The organism is Caballeronia sp. INML2, assembly GCF_023631365.1.
GTDB lineage: Bacteria > Pseudomonadota > Gammaproteobacteria > Burkholderiales > Burkholderiaceae > Caballeronia > Caballeronia turbans.
In genome coordinates, this window is sequence record NZ_JALQDH010000061.1 from 1 (window position 1) to 16,629 (window position 16,629).

15 protein-coding genes and 2 pseudogenes are annotated in these 16,629 nt (G+C 61.5%); 7 read left to right on the forward strand and 10 right to left on the reverse strand.

All coding sequences use genetic code 11. The features are described 5' to 3' along the window. The 3 genes and pseudogenes from NCT32_RS21800 to NCT32_RS21810 form a co-directional block, all read right to left on the reverse strand. Window positions 1-398: pseudogene (locus NCT32_RS21800) on the reverse strand (hypothetical protein); the annotation flags it as partial. 514 nt (window positions 399-912) lie between these two features. After that, a complete protein-coding gene (locus NCT32_RS21805; protein WP_250490523.1) occupies window positions 913-3,984 on the reverse strand; it encodes a transglycosylase domain-containing protein in 3,072 nt (1,023 codons plus the stop codon). A gap of 651 nt (window positions 3,985-4,635) precedes the next feature. Further along, complete coding sequence (locus tag NCT32_RS21810) at window positions 4,636-5,091, reverse strand: DUF2934 domain-containing protein (protein WP_061119027.1); 456 nt, start codon at window positions 5,089-5,091, stop codon at window positions 4,636-4,638. A gap of 1,005 nt (window positions 5,092-6,096) precedes the next feature. On the opposite strand from NCT32_RS21810, the gene NCT32_RS21815 reads away from it, so the two are divergent. The 4 genes from NCT32_RS21815 (at window position 6,097) to NCT32_RS21830 (ending at window position 8,144) form a co-directional block, all read left to right on the forward strand. Continuing rightward, window positions 6,097-6,273, forward strand: coding sequence for a hypothetical protein (locus tag NCT32_RS21815; protein ID WP_250477653.1), 177 nt, complete (start codon window positions 6,097-6,099; stop codon window positions 6,271-6,273). Between the two features lie 142 nt (window positions 6,274-6,415). Then, complete coding sequence (locus tag NCT32_RS21820) at window positions 6,416-6,991, forward strand: HdeD family acid-resistance protein (protein WP_061119025.1); 576 nt, start codon at window positions 6,416-6,418, stop codon at window positions 6,989-6,991. 52 nt (window positions 6,992-7,043) lie between these two features. Then, window positions 7,044-7,466, forward strand: coding sequence for a PRC-barrel domain-containing protein (locus NCT32_RS21825; RefSeq protein ID WP_250477570.1), 423 nt, complete (start codon window positions 7,044-7,046; stop codon window positions 7,464-7,466). Between the two features lie 78 nt (window positions 7,467-7,544). Continuing rightward, entirely contained in the window at window positions 7,545-8,144 is a 600-nt protein-coding gene (locus tag NCT32_RS21830) for an Hsp20/alpha crystallin family protein (protein ID WP_061119024.1), read from the forward strand. Window positions 8,145-9,052: 908 nt separating this feature from the next. Here the strand turns inward: NCT32_RS21830 and NCT32_RS21835 are convergent. The 4 genes and pseudogenes from NCT32_RS21835 to NCT32_RS21850 form a co-directional block, all read right to left on the reverse strand. Next, window positions 9,053-9,409: a host attachment protein gene (locus NCT32_RS21835; RefSeq protein ID WP_061119091.1), complete on the reverse strand. Its 357-nt coding sequence runs from the start codon at window positions 9,407-9,409 to the stop codon at window positions 9,053-9,055. A gap of 84 nt (window positions 9,410-9,493) precedes the next feature. Next, window positions 9,494-10,708: an alkene reductase gene (locus tag NCT32_RS21840; RefSeq protein ID WP_086961202.1), complete on the reverse strand. Its 1,215-nt coding sequence runs from the start codon at window positions 10,706-10,708 to the stop codon at window positions 9,494-9,496. 214 nt (window positions 10,709-10,922) lie between these two features. Beyond that, a pseudogene (locus NCT32_RS21845) lies at window positions 10,923-11,075 on the reverse strand (Lrp/AsnC family transcriptional regulator); the annotation flags it as partial. 224 nt (window positions 11,076-11,299) lie between these two features. Then, complete coding sequence (locus NCT32_RS21850; protein WP_250477572.1) at window positions 11,300-11,593, reverse strand: hypothetical protein; 294 nt, start codon at window positions 11,591-11,593, stop codon at window positions 11,300-11,302. 136 nt (window positions 11,594-11,729) lie between these two features. Between NCT32_RS21850 and NCT32_RS21855 the strand changes: the two genes are divergently transcribed. The 3 genes from NCT32_RS21855 to NCT32_RS21865 all read left to right on the forward strand — a co-directional run bounded on the left by NCT32_RS21855 (window position 11,730) and on the right by NCT32_RS21865 (window position 14,473). Beyond that, window positions 11,730-12,032 carry a putative quinol monooxygenase gene (locus tag NCT32_RS21855; RefSeq protein ID WP_061119089.1) on the forward strand — a complete coding sequence of 101 codons (303 nt, stop codon included), beginning with the start codon at window positions 11,730-11,732 and terminating at the stop codon, window positions 12,030-12,032. A 724-nt stretch (window positions 12,033-12,756) separates the two neighbouring features. Continuing rightward, entirely contained in the window at window positions 12,757-13,431 is a 675-nt protein-coding gene (locus NCT32_RS21860) for an SDR family oxidoreductase (protein WP_061119021.1), read from the forward strand. A gap of 73 nt (window positions 13,432-13,504) precedes the next feature. Continuing rightward, the gene (locus tag NCT32_RS21865; RefSeq protein ID WP_061119020.1) at window positions 13,505-14,473 is read left to right on the forward strand and encodes an LLM class oxidoreductase; all 969 of its coding nucleotides are present in this window, start codon (window positions 13,505-13,507) and stop codon (window positions 14,471-14,473) included. 452 nt (window positions 14,474-14,925) lie between these two features. Here the strand turns inward: NCT32_RS21865 and NCT32_RS21870 are convergent, their stop codons facing one another. The 3 genes from NCT32_RS21870 to NCT32_RS21880 form a co-directional block, all read right to left on the reverse strand. Beyond that, window positions 14,926-15,285 carry a transcriptional regulator gene (locus NCT32_RS21870; protein WP_061119019.1) on the reverse strand — a complete coding sequence of 120 codons (360 nt, stop codon included), beginning with the start codon at window positions 15,283-15,285 and terminating at the stop codon, window positions 14,926-14,928. A 69-nt stretch (window positions 15,286-15,354) separates the two neighbouring features. Beyond that, window positions 15,355-15,777 carry a YncE family protein gene (locus tag NCT32_RS21875; RefSeq protein ID WP_250477573.1) on the reverse strand — a complete coding sequence of 141 codons (423 nt, stop codon included), beginning with the start codon at window positions 15,775-15,777 and terminating at the stop codon, window positions 15,355-15,357. A gap of 48 nt (window positions 15,778-15,825) precedes the next feature. Beyond that, a complete protein-coding gene (locus NCT32_RS21880; protein WP_250477574.1) occupies window positions 15,826-16,557 on the reverse strand; it encodes a superoxide dismutase in 732 nt (243 codons plus the stop codon). Window positions 16,558-16,629: the final 72 nt, after the last annotated feature.

The following is a 16,629-nucleotide window of genomic DNA, read 5'->3' on the forward strand; positions in this document are numbered from 1 at the left end:
GTGATCAGCAGAATCTGTCCGACTGACCCGTCGATCGCGGCTTGCAGCGCAACGCGGTCGTTCGTGATCCCGTCGCCTTTCACGCCGAAGGACGCGTCAAGCAAGACGCCGTTCAAACTGGCGTTGCTCGCGCTCTGCGAGCTGGTGCCGGAGCCCGTGCCCGGACCGGTCTCGTTCGCGCTCTGAGGACTAGCGGCCGGGCTCGGACTGACGTTGCTCGTGCCCTGCGAGCCGGCGGTCGTGCTCGGGCTTGTGTTGTTTGACGAGCTCGCCGCAGTCGACGAATTCGACCCGCCACCACCACATGCAGTTAGCGCGAGCGAGCCGGCGCCCAGGACGAGCGTCGAAAGGAATCTGCGACGCATCGAGCTGGGAATATCGTAACGTGTCGAGGCCATGAAAAATTCCCCCGCATGGCGAATGCGCGACTCGCTAGGGTTCAATTGATTTGCGCTTCAGAAGGTAAGGCGACAGGCGACGAGGAAATGTCTGGCCGCTTATTTGGTTTACGGCGCGAAACTCGAAGTCCTTAGGAATGCAAGTTCACGACAAGGTATCGCGCGTCTGAAAGTCATCCTGTCGAGGATGAGGCGTCTGGTGCATGAATCTGTTAGCTCGAACACGGCGCTGCTTGCCTTGCTGATTCAGCGCGAGCGTGTGCGCAGCTTCGTGCCTGTCGATTTGAAATGAACGATCGGGACGGTCCGCGCAATCCGGCATCGCTGGATCCCGCAGGCGCCGGATTGCAGGTTCAGGGGATGCCGCGCGTGTATCACGCGAGCACGCAGGATCGACATCGTCGGATGATCGCCCGTTCGCATTGGGCCAGGGCGCAATTCACGCCATACCGGACCCTCGGAAAACACCACTTCCGGCAAGCGGCATCTGCGCCTGGCATCCTGACGCGCGCTTCTACCGGGATTCCGGTTTCGCTTCGCCGGCGGCTCCAGCCGCCTGTCCGTCGGCCAGTAGAGGCTGCAGCGCCGGCCCGAGCGACTTCAGCAACTGCACGGCGAGCGCGCTTGTGAAGTCGTAATGCGCGGCGTAAGGCTCGCGGACGTAGGCCGTGATCGTGCCGAAGAAGCGCTCGCCGATCACGAAGACGAACGTGGCCGTCCTGTTCACCTTGCGCGATTCGATGAGACGCCGGCCGCGGGCATACACGTTGAAGCGCTGGTCGCCGGTGCCCGTCTTGCCGGAGACGTCGAGTGCGCGGCCATCGGGCAATGTCAGGCCATCGGCGAGACGCTTCGCCGTGCCGCCCTCGACCACGTCGCGCAGGAGCCGTTGAACCACCGTTGCGATCTCGGGCGCGAGCAACGGCTTCGCCGGCGCGCTCACCTGGGTGAACCGGGTCTCAAACGGTGTATCTTTCGCGAATTCGAGCGTCGAGATGCGCTGCGTGGCGAGACCCTGGCCACCGTTCTCCACGATACCGACCAGTTGCGCGAGCGCCTCCGGACGGTCGCCCGAAGCCCCGATCGCGGTAGCAAAGGAAGGCGTAACCGATGAGAACGGGTAGCCGAGCGCGCGCCACGCTTTCGTGATCTGCGCATACGCCTGCAACTCGACCATGCGCTTGATGCGTCTGTCCTGCGTCGCGTGATAGCGTGTCTTGAAGAGCCATGAATAGGCGGTGGCGCGCGCATCGCGGCTCGCCTCCTGCAAGTCAGTCAGCGTCGCAAGCGGATGCGATCGCAGATAGTTCAGCGTCCACAGTTCAAGCGGATGCACGCTCGCGATATACCCGCGATCGTTGAGATTGAACTTGTCGACGCCGTATTTGACGTAGAGCTTCGCCAGGTCCTCGTCCGTGATCGACGCGGACGGCGTGCCGCGCAGCGCCGCGCGCATGCGGACATCGAACCACGCCTGCGGCTCGTCGGGTGCGACGCTTCTCAACACCGTTGCGAGCTTCGGCGGCGACTTGCGCACGTCGCGCAACAGCAGCGCAAGAGCCTCGTCTGCAGTCCGGAGCCGGTATCTGGTGTAGAAGCGGTTCATGTACACGCGGCTCTCCGCGTCGGCGAAACGGGTCAGGTAGGCGTGACGCACCACCGGATCGTTGAGCCAGTCCGACGACGGCCCCGCCGCCTCGACCATTTCGTAATGGACGATATCGCGCATCAGGCGCACGAACACGAGATTCACTGAATGCTGGAACGCGCTCTCCACGGTGAGCACGCGCGAGTTGTCGGTCGCCTCGAAGTTGGAGAAGGCCTGTGCGCCGCCACCGGTGTAGAAAGTCTCGCCGGCGCCCGCGGAATACTTGCGCGCGACGGCAGCATCGAGCATCGCGGGGAGCGAGCGGTCCGGGGTCTTCGCGAGATAGTCGAGCGCCCAGCGCGTCAGGACATCCTGGCGGTCGGGCGTCACGACTCGCAACTGCGCTGCGCTCATCGCCCCATAGCGCGCGTGCAGCGCCGCGACGATCTGCAGGTAGGTGATAACCGTGCGCATCTTGGCTGTCGAGCCCAGGTTGAGTCGCCCGCTGCGGCTGATGTCGAAAGGTTCGTTGACGCTGTCGGTCTGCACGCGCACGAGGTTCGAGCCGCCTTTGCGCTCCATCAGCGTGAAGCTGTACGAGATGTTCGAAGGATTATCGCGGGGCCGCAGCATGTGATAGCCGAATAGCCCGGCATCCGCCGCGCCATCGCGGGTGGCCGCGCTCGCGAGCCGCTCGCACACGGCCCGCTGCACCGCGTCGTCGAGCGTGGCGGTGACGCTGAGGTCGAGACGGTCGAGATCGTAGAGGCTGGAAACGCCCAGCATCGTAAGCAGGTTCGAGCGCAGCGCGGTCACGCCCTTACGCGCGACGAACGACACCGCCGCGCGACGATGCGGCGCCGGATTCAGTTCGAGCGGCACGGCAAGCGCCGTGTCGCGCAGCGCCGGGGCGATAATGCCGTTCGCCCCGAGCAGGCGCAGGTAGCTGTCGGTGCGGCGCTCGAGCTCCGGGCTGCCCGGGCGCAGAAAGCGCGATGGCGCGCGCTGCGCAATCATCAGCGATAGCGCCTGTTTGAACGCGAGCGCCTGCGCATCGAGCATGTCGGCCGAAACTGGTGCGTTAAGGATGCGGTTGTATTCGTCGAAGTCGCGTCCGTACCACGCGGCCATGCCGTCTGGAAGCCCGTTGATCTCGCCGATGCCCGGCCGCGCCGCAAGCGGCACTGAGTTCAGATAGCGCACGACGAGCTGGCGGCGCGCGGGCATCGTCTGCGGGCCCTCGAGATACGCACGCACGGAAGCCGATGCGATCTGGCGGAGCTTCTCCGGCGGCGACGCCGTGCGTCCGCCCGACGAGTGGCGGAACTTCTCGATCTGGGTCGCCAGCGTGCTGCCGCCCGGTTGCGGGGCATGCTTGTCGACGACTCGCAGGCCCTGGTCGAAGAGTGCGCGGCCCAAGCGTCCCCAGTCGATTGCCGGATTGCGGTTGGGCAGGCTGTTGTCGAGCAGGCTGCGATCCTCGATGAACAGCAGTGCATTGACGATGACCGGCGGAATGGACTCGAAGCTCTCGTAGGCGAGACCGGGACTCGAAGCGCTGTAAAGCGGGTTGCCGCGCGAATCGAGCAGTGCAAGCCCGGCGCGGTCCTTCTCTTCATAGGGAACGAAAAGGCCCCGATCGGCCATTGACAGCATGGCTGCCGAGCCGCGCGCCTGCGCGGTGACGGCAAACCCGCGCGCAAGGAGCCGCTCCTCGAACGACGGCAGCAACGCATAGCCGAGCCGCACATCATAGGGTCCGGCGGACGCCCGCGGAACGCTGGCGCTGGGTCCCTCGCCGACAGAAAAGCCGATCTCGCGCCCCAACTCCGACAAGTAACGGGCCTGCCGAAGCGAGGTCTGCATTTCGATCTGCGTCATGCGCACCGCCACCGCGCAAATGATCACGCTCGCGATGGCGAAAAACCATGCGATCCAGCGCCTGGCAGGCCTGACGCGCGACGCGCGCAAGAGTTCATCATCCAGCGGCCGGCTCATGACGCCTTCTCCCGTGCGCACGACGTCTTTGTTCTACATCAACGAGTGTAGTGCAGGAAATGCAGACCGCTCAGACAGGAATCTGCACGGAAGCTCTGGGCTCAATGTCGGGCGCCACGCGAGGCAGTGTTTGGCGCTCCAAAGCACTGACGCTCCACTGAACACGCCGTTATCGGTCCTCCTTTGAAAAAGGCTCGTGCTTTCACATGGCAGGTACGTAGGACGCTGCCCACTTCAATATTTTCTTCCGTTATCTGCCCAAGTAAAAAGCATGTATCTGACGCTCGAGAAGTTTTGATGAAATGAAAAGCAATTCTCTCCTCCAAATTGTCGCGCCACAGGCCAGTGCAGGATTCCAGATTGCAGTCGAAATACGTTGATGTCGTCGAGTGGCTCGAAGGCGAGCAATGCCTGGCGCGCAGAGATCGAGATTTGATGGGATCCATCGACCCGTGCGCATGCACTGCGACGCAGCACGCTAAAGAGGCGTCGGCGCTGGCATTCTTCAGTTGGCGGGCTGCCGGCCGCACGAGTAACTCCCAGCTACGTCCGTTTTGTTCGACCCTCAGCTGGGCTGCACTGACCGACCTGAAGATCACACTGCTAGGCGGTTATTTCGCCGTACGGCCCGGACAACCGGGCGCGCGGCACTCACTGAGCCTGGAAATCCACAAGCCGACGCCAATATTCATCTTGCCGCCCCTCGGGACTTCCTTCTTGCTGCCACAAAACGTAGGCCCGCTCCCGAAGATGCTGGTCAAGAGCGCGATGCCAATACTCTTGCGCATACCCTTCAGGGCGCCCGTCCTTCTCCCAGAGCAAATACGCGCGTTCCCGAACCGCCTGTTCTAAACCGAGCTTCGTCTCTGAGTTTTTCTCCAGGTCATCGCCGTAGGGAGCCATCTGCCCGCCCCGACTAATATGCATCCTGGCCGTCAGGGTGCCGAGTTCAGCATCGGGGACAAGCCGGCCGTGGGCGGCTGCTTCGAGCGCCTTGGCTTGGTATTCCGAGTCGTGCGCGGCGTTGCCCGAATCACTTAGGGTAATCGGGTACGTGTGCAGCACCGTGCCGCTGCGGTCTACTACGTCAACCAATCGATCATTCATGACTGCCTTCCTGGTGTTTGTCCGTTTGATGTAAAGGTTCGGACTGGTTCGCCGGGTCGTTTTCGATCCCGACCGTATCGGTGTTGCGGTTATCGTGCCTTTGAGCACACGTGCCCGGTCGAAGAAAAGACGGCTGAGCCAGCAGGGCCAAGCAGCCCGTCCATCGGGACTTGCCGGCGATTTGCCCAAGATTCAGTGACCCCGCCATAGCGCAGCGGTTTCTGGCTCCTTGCGCGTCGACTACTTCCGAGATTAGTGCCGCCTTTGAAAAGTCACGAAAACATGTCAGCGGCGGCCGAATATCGATTTTTCGAACTTCCAGTCAGGCCTGCGTGTGCGTTTCGCCGTCGACTGAAAGATAATTTCCTAGGCATCGACATGTGCCCGGAAACATGTGCGATGCCTGACGGCATCGCAACTGCGGCCCGCATTCGAGAAAATCGAGAGCCACGATCAGATGGTCATACTGTTTGCAGGAAATCGCTACTTTTGCGCCGTCGATCTGCCTGACCCAACAATGAGATTGCCGAGCCGCGCCTGACGAGCCAGTTGGTAGACAGTCTCATTTCCGAAAAGGATGGTATCTCGGAAGCCAATCGCATCACTACCTCTGACGACCGACCGACAAAGTGAGGGCCGTTGCTCACTGTACACCCTATCCACCGCATAAAAGCGGTTTATTAGGTCCCCCTATTGGATGCGCGGTTTCAAGGGGTCGAGCGGCCCGAAACGGGCACTGCCGGCCTCGACGCGAACCATATGTCACGGATCGCCGTATAGGAGCCAATTGGTGATCGGCGCATAGGCGCCAGCGGAGGGTCGGCGTATAGGCGCCACCTGTGCCATGTGGCAGAACGCGGTTCGAACTCTCCCAACTGGGCACGCTTCGCTCTTTTCTGAGAAGCGCCCAGGGCCAACCGGAGGTTCGAATTGTTTGAGTACCGCCAAGTCCTTGTCCGTATGCGGCAAGGCGATTCCGACCGCGACATAGCGCGCGCCGGGCTCATGGGCCGCAAGAAGCTCACTCCGACACTCGAACCCTTTCGCGACCAGATCAGTAGCTGGAGCAAGCCCTCGTTCACCGGCTGCCCGCAACGTCACTGGGCAATGCCGGACCCATATCGATTCGCCTTGCGCATCACCGCCTACGATCTGTCGATGCGCTTTCGACTGGATCGGTGAGCGACCGACAAACGCAGAAGTCCGACACCTTTGGGCAGGAACTCGAAAGAAGAGCGCGCCTGGCGAACGTAGGCTTGACTAAACAAAAACTGCACGCGCTGTATTAGCCGGATACCGGCGATCCGGCTGAGGAACCCAACCGATGGACGAACTGCTCGGACGCGCATGGTGGATGCTCGCGCTGCGGGGCGCCGCGGGAATCCTTTTTGGCCTCCTTGCGCTCTTCTGGCCTGGTCTCACGCTGCTGCTTCTCGTCGCGATGTTCGCGGCGTATGCACTCATCGGAGGCGTCGCGGCGGTCAGCGCGGCGATAGGACATCGTTCGATCCGCACCGACTGGTGGATTCCCTTGCTGCTCGGCCTGTGCGCGATCGCTTCGGGCCTGATCGCCGTCGCGGCGCCGGGCGTCACGGCGCTCGTCTTGATCACCGTGATGGGCGCGAACGCCATTGTCACCGGAGTGCTCGACCTCATCGCCTGGGTTCGGCTGAAAAGGCACGGCCGCACGCAGTGGCTGCTGTTGTGCGTCGGTAGCCTGTCGGTCCTGTTCGGCATCTTCGTGGTGGCCTTCCCGGGTGCTGGAGCCGTTGCCCTCGTCTGGATGATCGGCACGTACGCCATCGTGACCGGCGCGCTTCTGTTCGTCCTGGGCCTCGGCGCACGGAATTGGCGCAGCGCTGTCCTTCGCGACAAGCAAAACACGCCGCAGCACTCATGAGCGCATCCTGCGCCCGGCGTACACGTATCCGTTGCGCGTTTTGGAGAACGCCATGATGACTAACCTCGCATCGGCCGCAAGGCTGTCGACATTTATCCTGGCGCTATCCGCTGGTGGCTTTGTGGCCAGCGGCGCGACCGCGCAGGATGCGCCCATCGCCGGCAAGGCGACGCTCGGAGTGACCGTCACCGAAGCGCAATTGGTCGCAACAGGCTGGCGCGCATCGAAGATGATCCACACTGATGTCTACAACGAAAAGAACGAAAAGATCGGCCGCGTCGACGACCTGATTGTCGCGCCCGATGGCTCGCTCTCGGCCGCGATTATCGACGTCGGCGGCTTTCTCGGGATGGCGGCGCACCGAGTCGCCATCCCCATTCAGCAGTTCAAGCAGATAGCGCCGAAGGCAATCCTGGTCGGCGCTAACAAGGATGCGCTGAAAAAGCTGCCGGAATTCGAATATGCAAAGGGCTGACGTCGGCCGCGAGCGCCAAGGCAGGAGTCACTGAAGATTCGGGCCGCTCTGACGGCTCATCGGACAAGGAGCATAGCGATGCTATTGGACCTCGATAAGTGGAACCCCTTCCGCTTCCTGCGCAAGAGCCCGGAGGAAAAGGCCGCGGGCGCGAAGCTGAACACCCCGCCCTCGCAGCAAGCCCCCGCGCCGTCGACCTCGGATGCGGGCGCGTCCACATGGCCAGCATCGTTCGATGCGGCGCGTTGGCCGCTGCCCGATCCCCTGCATCTTCTCACCGACCTGATACGCGATCCGTTCGGCGGGATGGGACCGATCGGCAACTGGTTCGGCGACTTCAGCCCCAGCCGCTTTCAGCCGCGCCTCGATGTGGTCGACGACGGCGACGCGCTTCGCATCGTGGCCGAGTTGCCAGGACTGTCGCGCGAGGACGTGGAGCTCGAAGTCGTTGAGGACATGCTGGTGCTGACCGGCGAGAAGCGCATCGAATCGAAGGGCGACGAGAAGGGCTGCTACCGGGTGGAGCGGGCGTTCGGACAGTTCCAGCGCGTGATTCCGCTACCCTCCGGCGTCGATCTAGAACGCGCCGAAGCGAATTTCGAGAACGGCGTGCTCACCGTGCGGGTGCCCAAAGCGGCGAATGAACCCGCCGCGAAGCGGCGCCTCGAGATCAAGTAGCGCGGTGCGCACACGGCGACATCGGAAACAGCTCGTCAGCTTCCATGGCCCTCGACGATATCCCGCATGAAGCCGTCAAAGATGGAAAGCGGCCGCGGTAGTGTCCGCACGAAAAGACAAAGCCGCAAATGTACCCACGGCTGGCGAAGCTTGACGCAGTCCACGCAATAGTCGATGGGCGTGTGGAGAATGCGGGCTCGCCTGGATGCGTGCAACCAGGGGTCATGATCGTACTCCTCGGACAGGTGCGCGCACGTGCGGATCAAGGTTGCGCTTACGCTCACACGCTATTCAGATAGCGATGCACCAGCGCCACAGCCCTTGCGCCCTCGCCGACTTCGCAGCTGGCGACGTACGTCACGGATCGATCAAGCGTGTTGCGTCGGCAGGACGCACCGTCATGGCTACAGCCTCAATCCTCGACGAGAACGGGCATGCAACGTCGCTCGGCAAGCTCGGCCTGTTCGCGAACAAGGACGGCGCGCTCGCATTTGCCGTTCGGTGTACAACCGCTTTCATCGACGGCGATGACATGCGCTGCCACCTTTTCAACTGTCTTCGCAGCGAGGCGCGCCGGCTTTCCGCCGTCTCGCCGGGACCCGGGCTACGCTGCCAACCGATGAACGTCGCTTCACCAACGGCGGGCCGAATACCGTGCAGGGACTTCGGCTCGTTATACCGGCGGGCACGTCAGTTGTGCAGGCCGCGGGCTGTGACGACCTCGGTGTGAATCACTCCATGCTCATAAGTGCGCCATTTGTCGCAGTCATTCCGGAGGGCGCGCAGTTGGCCAGGAACGCCGACAACGATTCCAAGGGGTGGGTCATCGCGCTCAGGAGGTGCGTACTTGGACAAGCCTCGCAAGAAGCGTTTGTAGCGGTCCCGAAATGGCATCTGGCAGGTCGCCGTCAATGCCTTTGCAGGTGCGCTTGAATCTCGCGCGCATCGAGGGCCGAGAGATCTTCGTCGATTTGTTCAAAAATCATTTGACGCGTCTCCTCGCTCAGACGCTCGCGCAGCATCCCGAGAAACTTCGGCTCCACGGCAAATCGCAATCGTTGATATCGGTGTTGAAGCCGTCCCTGTTCGACATAGTTGGCGACGGTCTTCGCGAATTTTTCGCGATCCTTCTCGCTGAGCGCCAGTCCACTCGGGACGATATTGACCAGGTCTTCGATTTCCCGCAAATCCAGTTTGAGTCCCGGTGTCTCAAAGAATCGTGCACGGCTGCCGTCGGCAACGACAACCCAGGTAGTGTCAGCCATATGAGCCTCTAAGTGATCGGTGGCCGGCTCGGCGCACATCGCAATCCTTGGGTGACGCATGAGAGCCCGCCGGCCAACGATTGCCTATCTCCAACGTCCGTCGATCACGGACCGTGGGGCCTCCCCACGCTCCTGCGCGAGCGACGGATAGTCGGTATACCCACGCTCGCCGCCTCCGTAGAACGTGGACGGATCCGGCGAATTGAGCGGAGCGCGCGACCGGAAGCGTTCCGGCAGGTCGGGATTAGCGATGAACAGGCGTCCAAACGCAATCAGGTCCGCGTTGCCGTCCTCGAGCCACCTTTCCGCACTGCTGCCGTCGAACCCGCCCGCGACCATCAGCACACCACGATAAGTGCGGCGTATCAGCTCGTTCATGCGTTTCGCGCGCTCCGTGAAGGCGACATCCTCGCCGGTTGCCGCCAGCGCGGGATTGACGATGTGCAGATAAGCCAGCCCGTATCGGTTGAGCTTCTCGATGACGTAAGAGAAGGTCGCCTCGGGATCGTCGTCATGCATGTCGTTGAAGGTGCCGAGAGGCGAGAGCCGTACGCCGACCTTTTCCGGGCCCCACACTTCGCAAACCGTTTCGATCACCTCGAAGAGCAGCTTCGCCCGGCGCTCGCTCGACCCGCCGTATTCGTCCGTGCGGCGGTTCGAGCCGGACAGCAGAAACTGGTCGAGCAGATACCCGTTCGCTCCGTGCACTTCGACGCCGTCCATACCGGCAGCCTTTGCGTTGCGCGCACCCCTGAAGTACTGGCGCACGAGATACGGCATCTCTTCGACCTGCAGCGCGCGAGGCGTGACGCAGGGCGCGACGACACCTTCGCCGCGCTCGTTCTCGATGAACGCCTCCGCTCTTGGCGTGACCGCAGACGGCGCAACGGGAAGCATTTCATCGGGCTGCAACGAGGGGTGCGATATGCGCCCGACGTGCCAGAGCTGCATGAACATCAACCCGCCCGCCTCATGCACGGCGTCCGCCACCAGCCGCCAGCCTTCGACCTGCTCGCGAGTATGAATCCCAGGCGTCCATGCATAGCCCTGCCCTTGCATCGACACCTGCGTCGCCTCGCTGATGATGAGCGCGGACGATGCGCGCTGCGCGTAATAGCAGGCGTTGAGCTGCGACGGTATGTTGCCTGGGCGGCTCGCGCGCGATCGCGTCAGCGGCGCCATTACGACACAATGACGCAGGTTGTGCGGTCCCACCTTTATGGGTTCGAACAGCTTGCGTAGTGCGATTTGCTCGTCGTGCTGCCCGGCTTTTCCCGGCGCGATTTCCGTATCAGGCATATATTTGCTCCTTGCTTTTGACTTGCCCCGAAGAGTGCTGCCATAGATGCATCGAAGCGTCGGCGTCAGATCACATCGGTAGGGATCCCGCTCTCGGCCAGTCTAGCCATCGCCCGCGCGCGCTTCTTTCCGGTTTCTGCTCGGATGTGTCACGATCCTGCGCTCACCCCGGTTCATCGCTCCATTGGGGGGCGGATGCGGCGCTGCCATGCCCTCAGCTAGTCTGCCGCTTTCGAAGATTCACAATCGGGGCGTTCGCCTCGAACTTCGGCCGGTGCGTCGAAAAGAACGTCCGCACATTACGGATGTTCGACGAACTCGCAAAAAGCCGTCCCGGAAATTCATTGCTGGCCGCTATTTCAGCCAGGCCTTCAATGGAAAACAGCTCGACGCTGATTTCGAGCGCGACATCGCGAATGGCTGCGTCCTGAGTGAAACCGACGTCTGAACGTCTGATCGACGGCTCAAGCGAATGACGCTTCTTGGCCGACTGCACTCTGTCACGGAAACTGCCCTGTTCGACTCAGCCTCTTTGTCGTACCCCCAGCGATCTGAGGACTTCCGTGTCGGTGTCCACGATTGCGGACAGCATCAAACCGCGAACACGCGAGAGAGCAGCAGACCGATCTCGCCTTGGCGCATGAGGTGCAGCAGCGTGGCGAAGCCGTCCATTGCGGGGGTCATCGACACGACCGCTGCGATACGTCGGTCTTGGGCCGCGACCACGACGCAGTGGCCGGCAGAGTATGACGTCCCCACAGCGCCAGGCGCGATGTGGCTGCAGCAAAGGCAGCCCGTTGCCCGCAAGCCCTTCCATTCGTCGAGAAACACGAACGCGACCCCGAGCGGGTTGATAATGCCGATCAATACGGTGAAGCCCGCCAAGGATGTTCAAATCAGACTGTGTATCAGGAGACTCTTCGCTATATGCTGGTGCGACGGCGCTTCCGATCAATACACCATCGGCGACGGTTTGGAATTCCCGTCGATACCCGCAAACGGCATCAACAAGGAGGCAGGCATGGTCAAGACCGCGTTGTTCGTCCGGCTCGAAGCGAAGCCGGGCAAGGAGCAGGAAGTCGAAAGCTTCCTGATGGGCGGACTGCCGCTCGTCGAGCAGGAACCCGCGACGATCGCGTGGTTCGGGCTGAAAATCGCGCCGTCGGTGTACGGCATCTTCGATGCGTTCCCCGACGATGCCGGACGCCAGGCGCACCTCTCCGGCAAGGTAGCCGAGGCGCTGATGGCGAAGGCGCCCGATCTCTTCGCCAAACCGCCGGAAATCATGAACATCGATGTACTCGCGGCGAAGCTGCCGTCGTAGCCGCGCCGGGCTCGAGTGCCGGACTTGCTGCCGTCGCACGCATGAACACCCTGCCCGTCGAAAACTGCATAACGCCTGCGCAGCTTCGTGCGCGTACGATGCGCGCGAGAACACAACCTCAAGAACGTGAATGTCGATATCCCGCGCGACGCGCTCGTCTGATTTACCGGCGTGTCAGGCGCGGGAAGTCGTCGCTCGCATCGGCACGCTCGACGCGGAGGCGCAGCGGCGCTATTTCGAGTCGTCGCGCCTTACGAAGCGTCCTGCGGGACGGGCGTCATCCCAGTTCCTTGCGTTGACACTGCCGTTCCACGGTCGCGGAGTCGTCATGTTTATTCGCAAGGAAGGTGGATGAACTGAAAGCAGCATTGCGCAATAACTGCGCAGGCGAAGGGAAGAAATGCACGTGGGCACGCGTTACGATGGATCGATTCGTGTGGCGCTGGCGCAGTCCCCTTGCGCGGCTCAGTCTATCAACGAACCGATAAGGAGCAACGATCAGAACCGACGCAAACCTCGAGCGGTACCCGGAGTAGGAACTGAAGTGGGTTCCGGACATATCGCTTCCTCTCGGCCTTGCGCCTTTGCGTCCAACTGCGCACGAAACCAGACAACGTAACCCTGCCGTCCTTGACCGCGATTCCGGTAGCTGATGGCCGTCGGGAACGGGTCAGCACACCGACAGCTCGTGCATCCCGCCGAGATGTGTTCTTAGAGTGACACGATGAGCATTGCATTAATTGGCGCCACCGGCCGCACCGGCCGCTTAGTGGCAGAAAAATTGCACCGTGCGGGCACGCCGTTTCGTGCCTTGCTACGCGACGAGGCGCAGCGGGCCCATTTCGAAGGCCTCGGCGCGAGTCCCGTGATCGTCGACCTGACGCAGGACTTTTGCGCGGCGCTCGCGGGGGTACATACGGTTATCTTTGCCGCTGGATCCGCTGAAACTGAGGGCGCCGAGCAGGAGCGTCAGATCGACCGGGACGCGATCATCAAGGCGGTGACTTGTGCAAAACAGTATGGTGCGGACCGCTTCATCGTCGTCAGCACCTTGCTGGCCTACGCCCCCGAACGCGCCCCGGATGCACTTAAGCATTACGCCCAGATGAAGCGTGCATCGGACGACTATCTAATCCGCAGTGGACTCGATTATCTTGTGCTGCGTCCCGGCACACTGACCATGGAGCCGGGCACCGGGACGATTGAGATCACCACCGACGCGCAGTCCGCTCGCGCCTCCGTTTCGCGCGAAGATGTTGCCGACGTCGTGCTCGAAACGCTCAGAGTGGGCCTTGTCAACACGATCGTCGGATTTGCCGGTGGCAGCGAACCGATTGGCGACGCGGTGGCCGCGCTCCGTTCGCGTTGCGCGCCGCGACGGAGAGAATCGGCGAGCTAACGCCACCAGAGCAGGATCGCAGGCGTTTGTTCAGCCCCTCGGAAATCTATATCCGGAAATAGGTAGGAGAAGCATGTTTACTCCGAGTTCCATTCCCTATCAGCAACAACCTGCCTTTCAGCGCACCTACCGCCAAGGCCGCCTGAGCCTAGGTCTTTTCTTTCCCCTAGAGGCCTTTACCGGCGATGCACCGACTATGCTCGACCAAGTAAGCCTGGCCCAACGTGCCGAGAAGCTGGGTTTCTCGGCCCTCTGGTTTCGCGACGTGCCGTTACGCGATCCCACCTTCGGTGATTCGGGCCAGGTCTTCGATCCCTGGGTCTACCTGGGTTTCATGGCGGCACACACTCGCTCGATCGCGTTGGGTACCGCGTCGGTCATCCTGCCAATCCGCAATCCCCTACACACCGCCAAGGCTGCAACTAGCGTCGATCAGCTCAGTGGTGGCCGCCTGTTACTCGGCGTGGCTTCCGGTGACCGTCCAGTAGAGTTTCCAGCATTCGGTGTCGACCCGGAGCAGCGCGGCAGCCTGTTCCGCGAATACCTCGAGGTATTTCGCGAGGTTCAGCTCAAGAGCTTCGTGCCTTTGACCTGGTCCGGCGGCAAGCTCGAGGGGGCAGATCTGATTCCCAAGCCGACTACGGCTGAAATTCCTTTCTTCGTCACCGGCCATAGCCGCCAGACGCTGGAGTGGATTGCCCGCTGCAGTCATGGCTGGATCAGCTATCCGCGTGCACCGAAGACCCAGCAGCTGATTGTCGAGCGCTGGCGCACGGCGGTTCGTGCCGAATGCGGTGAACTGTTCAAACCCTTTACCCAGTCGCTATACATCGACCTGACAGATAACCCGCAGACACCACCACGGTCGATCCATCTGGGCTATCAACTGGGACGATCTCACTTGATCGCGCTGCTGCACACCTTGCAGGAGGTCGGCGTCAACCATGTGATCATCAATTTGAAATACGGCCAACGCGCCGCAGGTGACGTCATTGAGGAGCTTGGTCAGTTCGTTCTACCTGACTTCGTCATGTCAACATGAGCCGGCATGGTGCTGGATGGCGACGAGCCGCGCTCGCTATCGGGTCGCCTGAGCTTCGCCGGGGTTTATATTCGCGGCTGAGACCGACCAGAAAGCATGGTCGCCATCGGTCGCAAAGGGTTGATGCTCCCGAGTGACTGACGCGCCGAACCCTGGCCGACGGCGGACACCGGCGCTTCGGCCATTGCCAACGTTCGACGTGTTTCGCTTCTACGTCAGCGATATGGCGGGCTGCAGACATGGGCCGTCTTGAGACGGAGACCGCGCCCCCGAGTTCGTCCGAACTCACACCCACGACCCAAACCCGTCGGTCGTTCGATAAAGTACCGAGGCGCTCTTTTCCGAGCGGTGCAGTCATTCGCCTGCCTCCGCCGACGTCTGAGCAAAAAAAAATTTGTTCGCTGTTCGCTTCGTCAAACTTTTCGACGTCAATGTGAATCGTACAAGCCGATTCAGTACGGCTGGACGCTGTGCCATACGGTGTTGAGACCGTCGCCGGCCCGATCACCGGGCTTCTTGTCCATCAGCCCACGATAGAGCGGTTTGCCCTCATACGTCCACTGGCGTTGGCCGTTGGCAGTATCGACAAGCCCGAGTTTGTCCCTTGGAGTGTCGCCAGGGCTTGCCAGGGCGGGCGGGAAGTTTCTTGCGCAGTCGCCTTCGCAAGATCTTGCGTCGGGCGCACCTTGCCCACTAAACGAATACAGCGTCATGCCGTTCTCATCGACGAGTCGGCCGTTGTTCACTCGCGGTGATGCCGCGCTGGCCGATACTGCGGCAAGCAGGGTAACCAATCCGACTAGTGCTTTCATTTCGATTCTCCGGTTGGTCGGATTGAGCCACCGTTAATGCGGCGCCAAGATCCGAAGCAGCGGGCGTCCTTAGACACTCTTCAGCGGGAAGTACAAGTAATGCGTTTTGGCGTCGATGTAGACCACGTGAGCGTTAGGTCCTACGTGCCCGTCAGCCGGATGTCGGACGCCTTTGGCTTCTGCCTCGAACATTGAAGTCACGCCTTGCTCGCCCGCTACGTACACCGTGTGACTCGATGAATCGAATGCGAGAACGTGGGGATCAGCACTGATGTCGAAGGATTGAGAAACGCGCTTCGTCCGCAAATCCAGCACGAGCATGCGGTCATTGCCTTCGATGGGGTCAATCTCAATCAGTTGCTGGCGCGTCCGGACGTTCACGAAGACGTGATGCGAAACGGGATCGTACTGGGTGTTGTCAACCTTGCCACCAAGCGCGATGGTGGCGACGCGTTGTTCGAGTGCGAACCAGTGTGAGAGACGATTCATCATCGGCATCGTTCGGCACGCTTTCCGGTGCGCGTCCGGACGCGCGCTCGGTCATGCGCTCGGAACCCGCATCGCTGCCTGTAGCCGCATGGCTGCGTTATCCCAATTCAGGATGTTGAAGAGCTGATTGACGTACTCCATGCGTCGGTTCTGATATTTCAGGTAGTACGCGTGCTCGAAGACGTCCAGTACCAGTATCGGTTGGATGCCCCATGCCGTGAGCTTTTGGTGGTTCTCGCACTGGAGGATCATCAGCTTTCCGGTGGAAGGCAAATATCCCACCACACCCCAGCCCGATGCTTCCGTGGCGATCGTCGCCGCTACGAGTTGCGCCTTGAACTTGGCGTAGGAGCCGAAGTTCTTGTCGATAATTTGGGCCAGTTCGTTCTTTGGTTCGCCACCCTTGCCCGATAGGCTCGTCCAGTAAACCGTGTGCAGAATATGGCTCGAAAGCTGGAACGCGAGTTCTTTTTCGTGATACTTCACGAGCGCGAAGTCATTCGACTCGCGCGCTTTGCTGAGCGCTTCTTCGGCCTTGTTCGCTGCCGCCACAGCGGGTTTGTGATGGAAGGTGTAGTGCAATTCGACAGTACGCGCGTCGATGACGGGTTCCAGCGCGTCGAACGCGAACGGTAGTGGGCCAGCCGCATATTTGCCGTCGGCGTCAGTAAGGTTGTCGACATAGCCGTATTGGTCTGCAGCGTGCGCAGCATCGGCTTTCGCGATCATCAAGCCTGCCCCCACGGCAGCGGTCTGATGCAGGAATTTACGACGGGTTGCCATGATGTCTCCTCGTAGTGTGCCGAGGTGCTCGTCTTCGCTTCGCTCGTTTTCGCCCAGGAATTTCCCCCGCCG

Bases quoted from the DNA above. Each gene is read 5' to 3' on its own strand.
- NCT32_RS21835 (WP_061119091.1), bottom strand. From the start codon at position 9,409: ATGGCTGACACTACCTGGGTTGTCGTTGCCGACGGCAGCCGTGCACGA.
- NCT32_RS21865 (WP_061119020.1), top strand. From the start codon at position 13,505: ATGTTTACTCCGAGTTCCATTCCCTATCAGCAACAACCTGCCTTTCAG.
- NCT32_RS21855 (WP_061119089.1), top strand. From the start codon at position 11,730: ATGGTCAAGACCGCGTTGTTCGTCCGGCTCGAAGCGAAGCCGGGCAAG.
- NCT32_RS21810 (WP_061119027.1), bottom strand. From the start codon at position 5,091: ATGAATGATCGATTGGTTGACGTAGTAGACCGCAGCGGCACGGTGCTG.
- NCT32_RS21870 (WP_061119019.1), bottom strand. From the start codon at position 15,285: ATGAAAGCACTAGTCGGATTGGTTACCCTGCTTGCCGCAGTATCGGCC.
- NCT32_RS21825 (WP_250477570.1), top strand. From the start codon at position 7,044: ATGATGACTAACCTCGCATCGGCCGCAAGGCTGTCGACATTTATCCTG.
- NCT32_RS21860 (WP_061119021.1), top strand. From the start codon at position 12,757: ATGAGCATTGCATTAATTGGCGCCACCGGCCGCACCGGCCGCTTAGTG.
- NCT32_RS21805 (WP_250490523.1), bottom strand. From the start codon at position 3,984: ATGAGCCGGCCGCTGGATGATGAACTCTTGCGCGCGTCGCGCGTCAGG.
- NCT32_RS21875 (WP_250477573.1), bottom strand. From the start codon at position 15,777: ATGATGAATCGTCTCTCACACTGGTTCGCACTCGAACAACGCGTCGCC.
- NCT32_RS21815 (WP_250477653.1), top strand. From the start codon at position 6,097: ATGGGCCGCAAGAAGCTCACTCCGACACTCGAACCCTTTCGCGACCAG.
- NCT32_RS21830 (WP_061119024.1), top strand. From the start codon at position 7,545: ATGCTATTGGACCTCGATAAGTGGAACCCCTTCCGCTTCCTGCGCAAG.
- NCT32_RS21880 (WP_250477574.1), bottom strand. From the start codon at position 16,557: ATGGCAACCCGTCGTAAATTCCTGCATCAGACCGCTGCCGTGGGGGCA.
- NCT32_RS21820 (WP_061119025.1), top strand. From the start codon at position 6,416: ATGGACGAACTGCTCGGACGCGCATGGTGGATGCTCGCGCTGCGGGGC.
- NCT32_RS21840 (WP_086961202.1), bottom strand. From the start codon at position 10,708: ATGCCTGATACGGAAATCGCGCCGGGAAAAGCCGGGCAGCACGACGAG.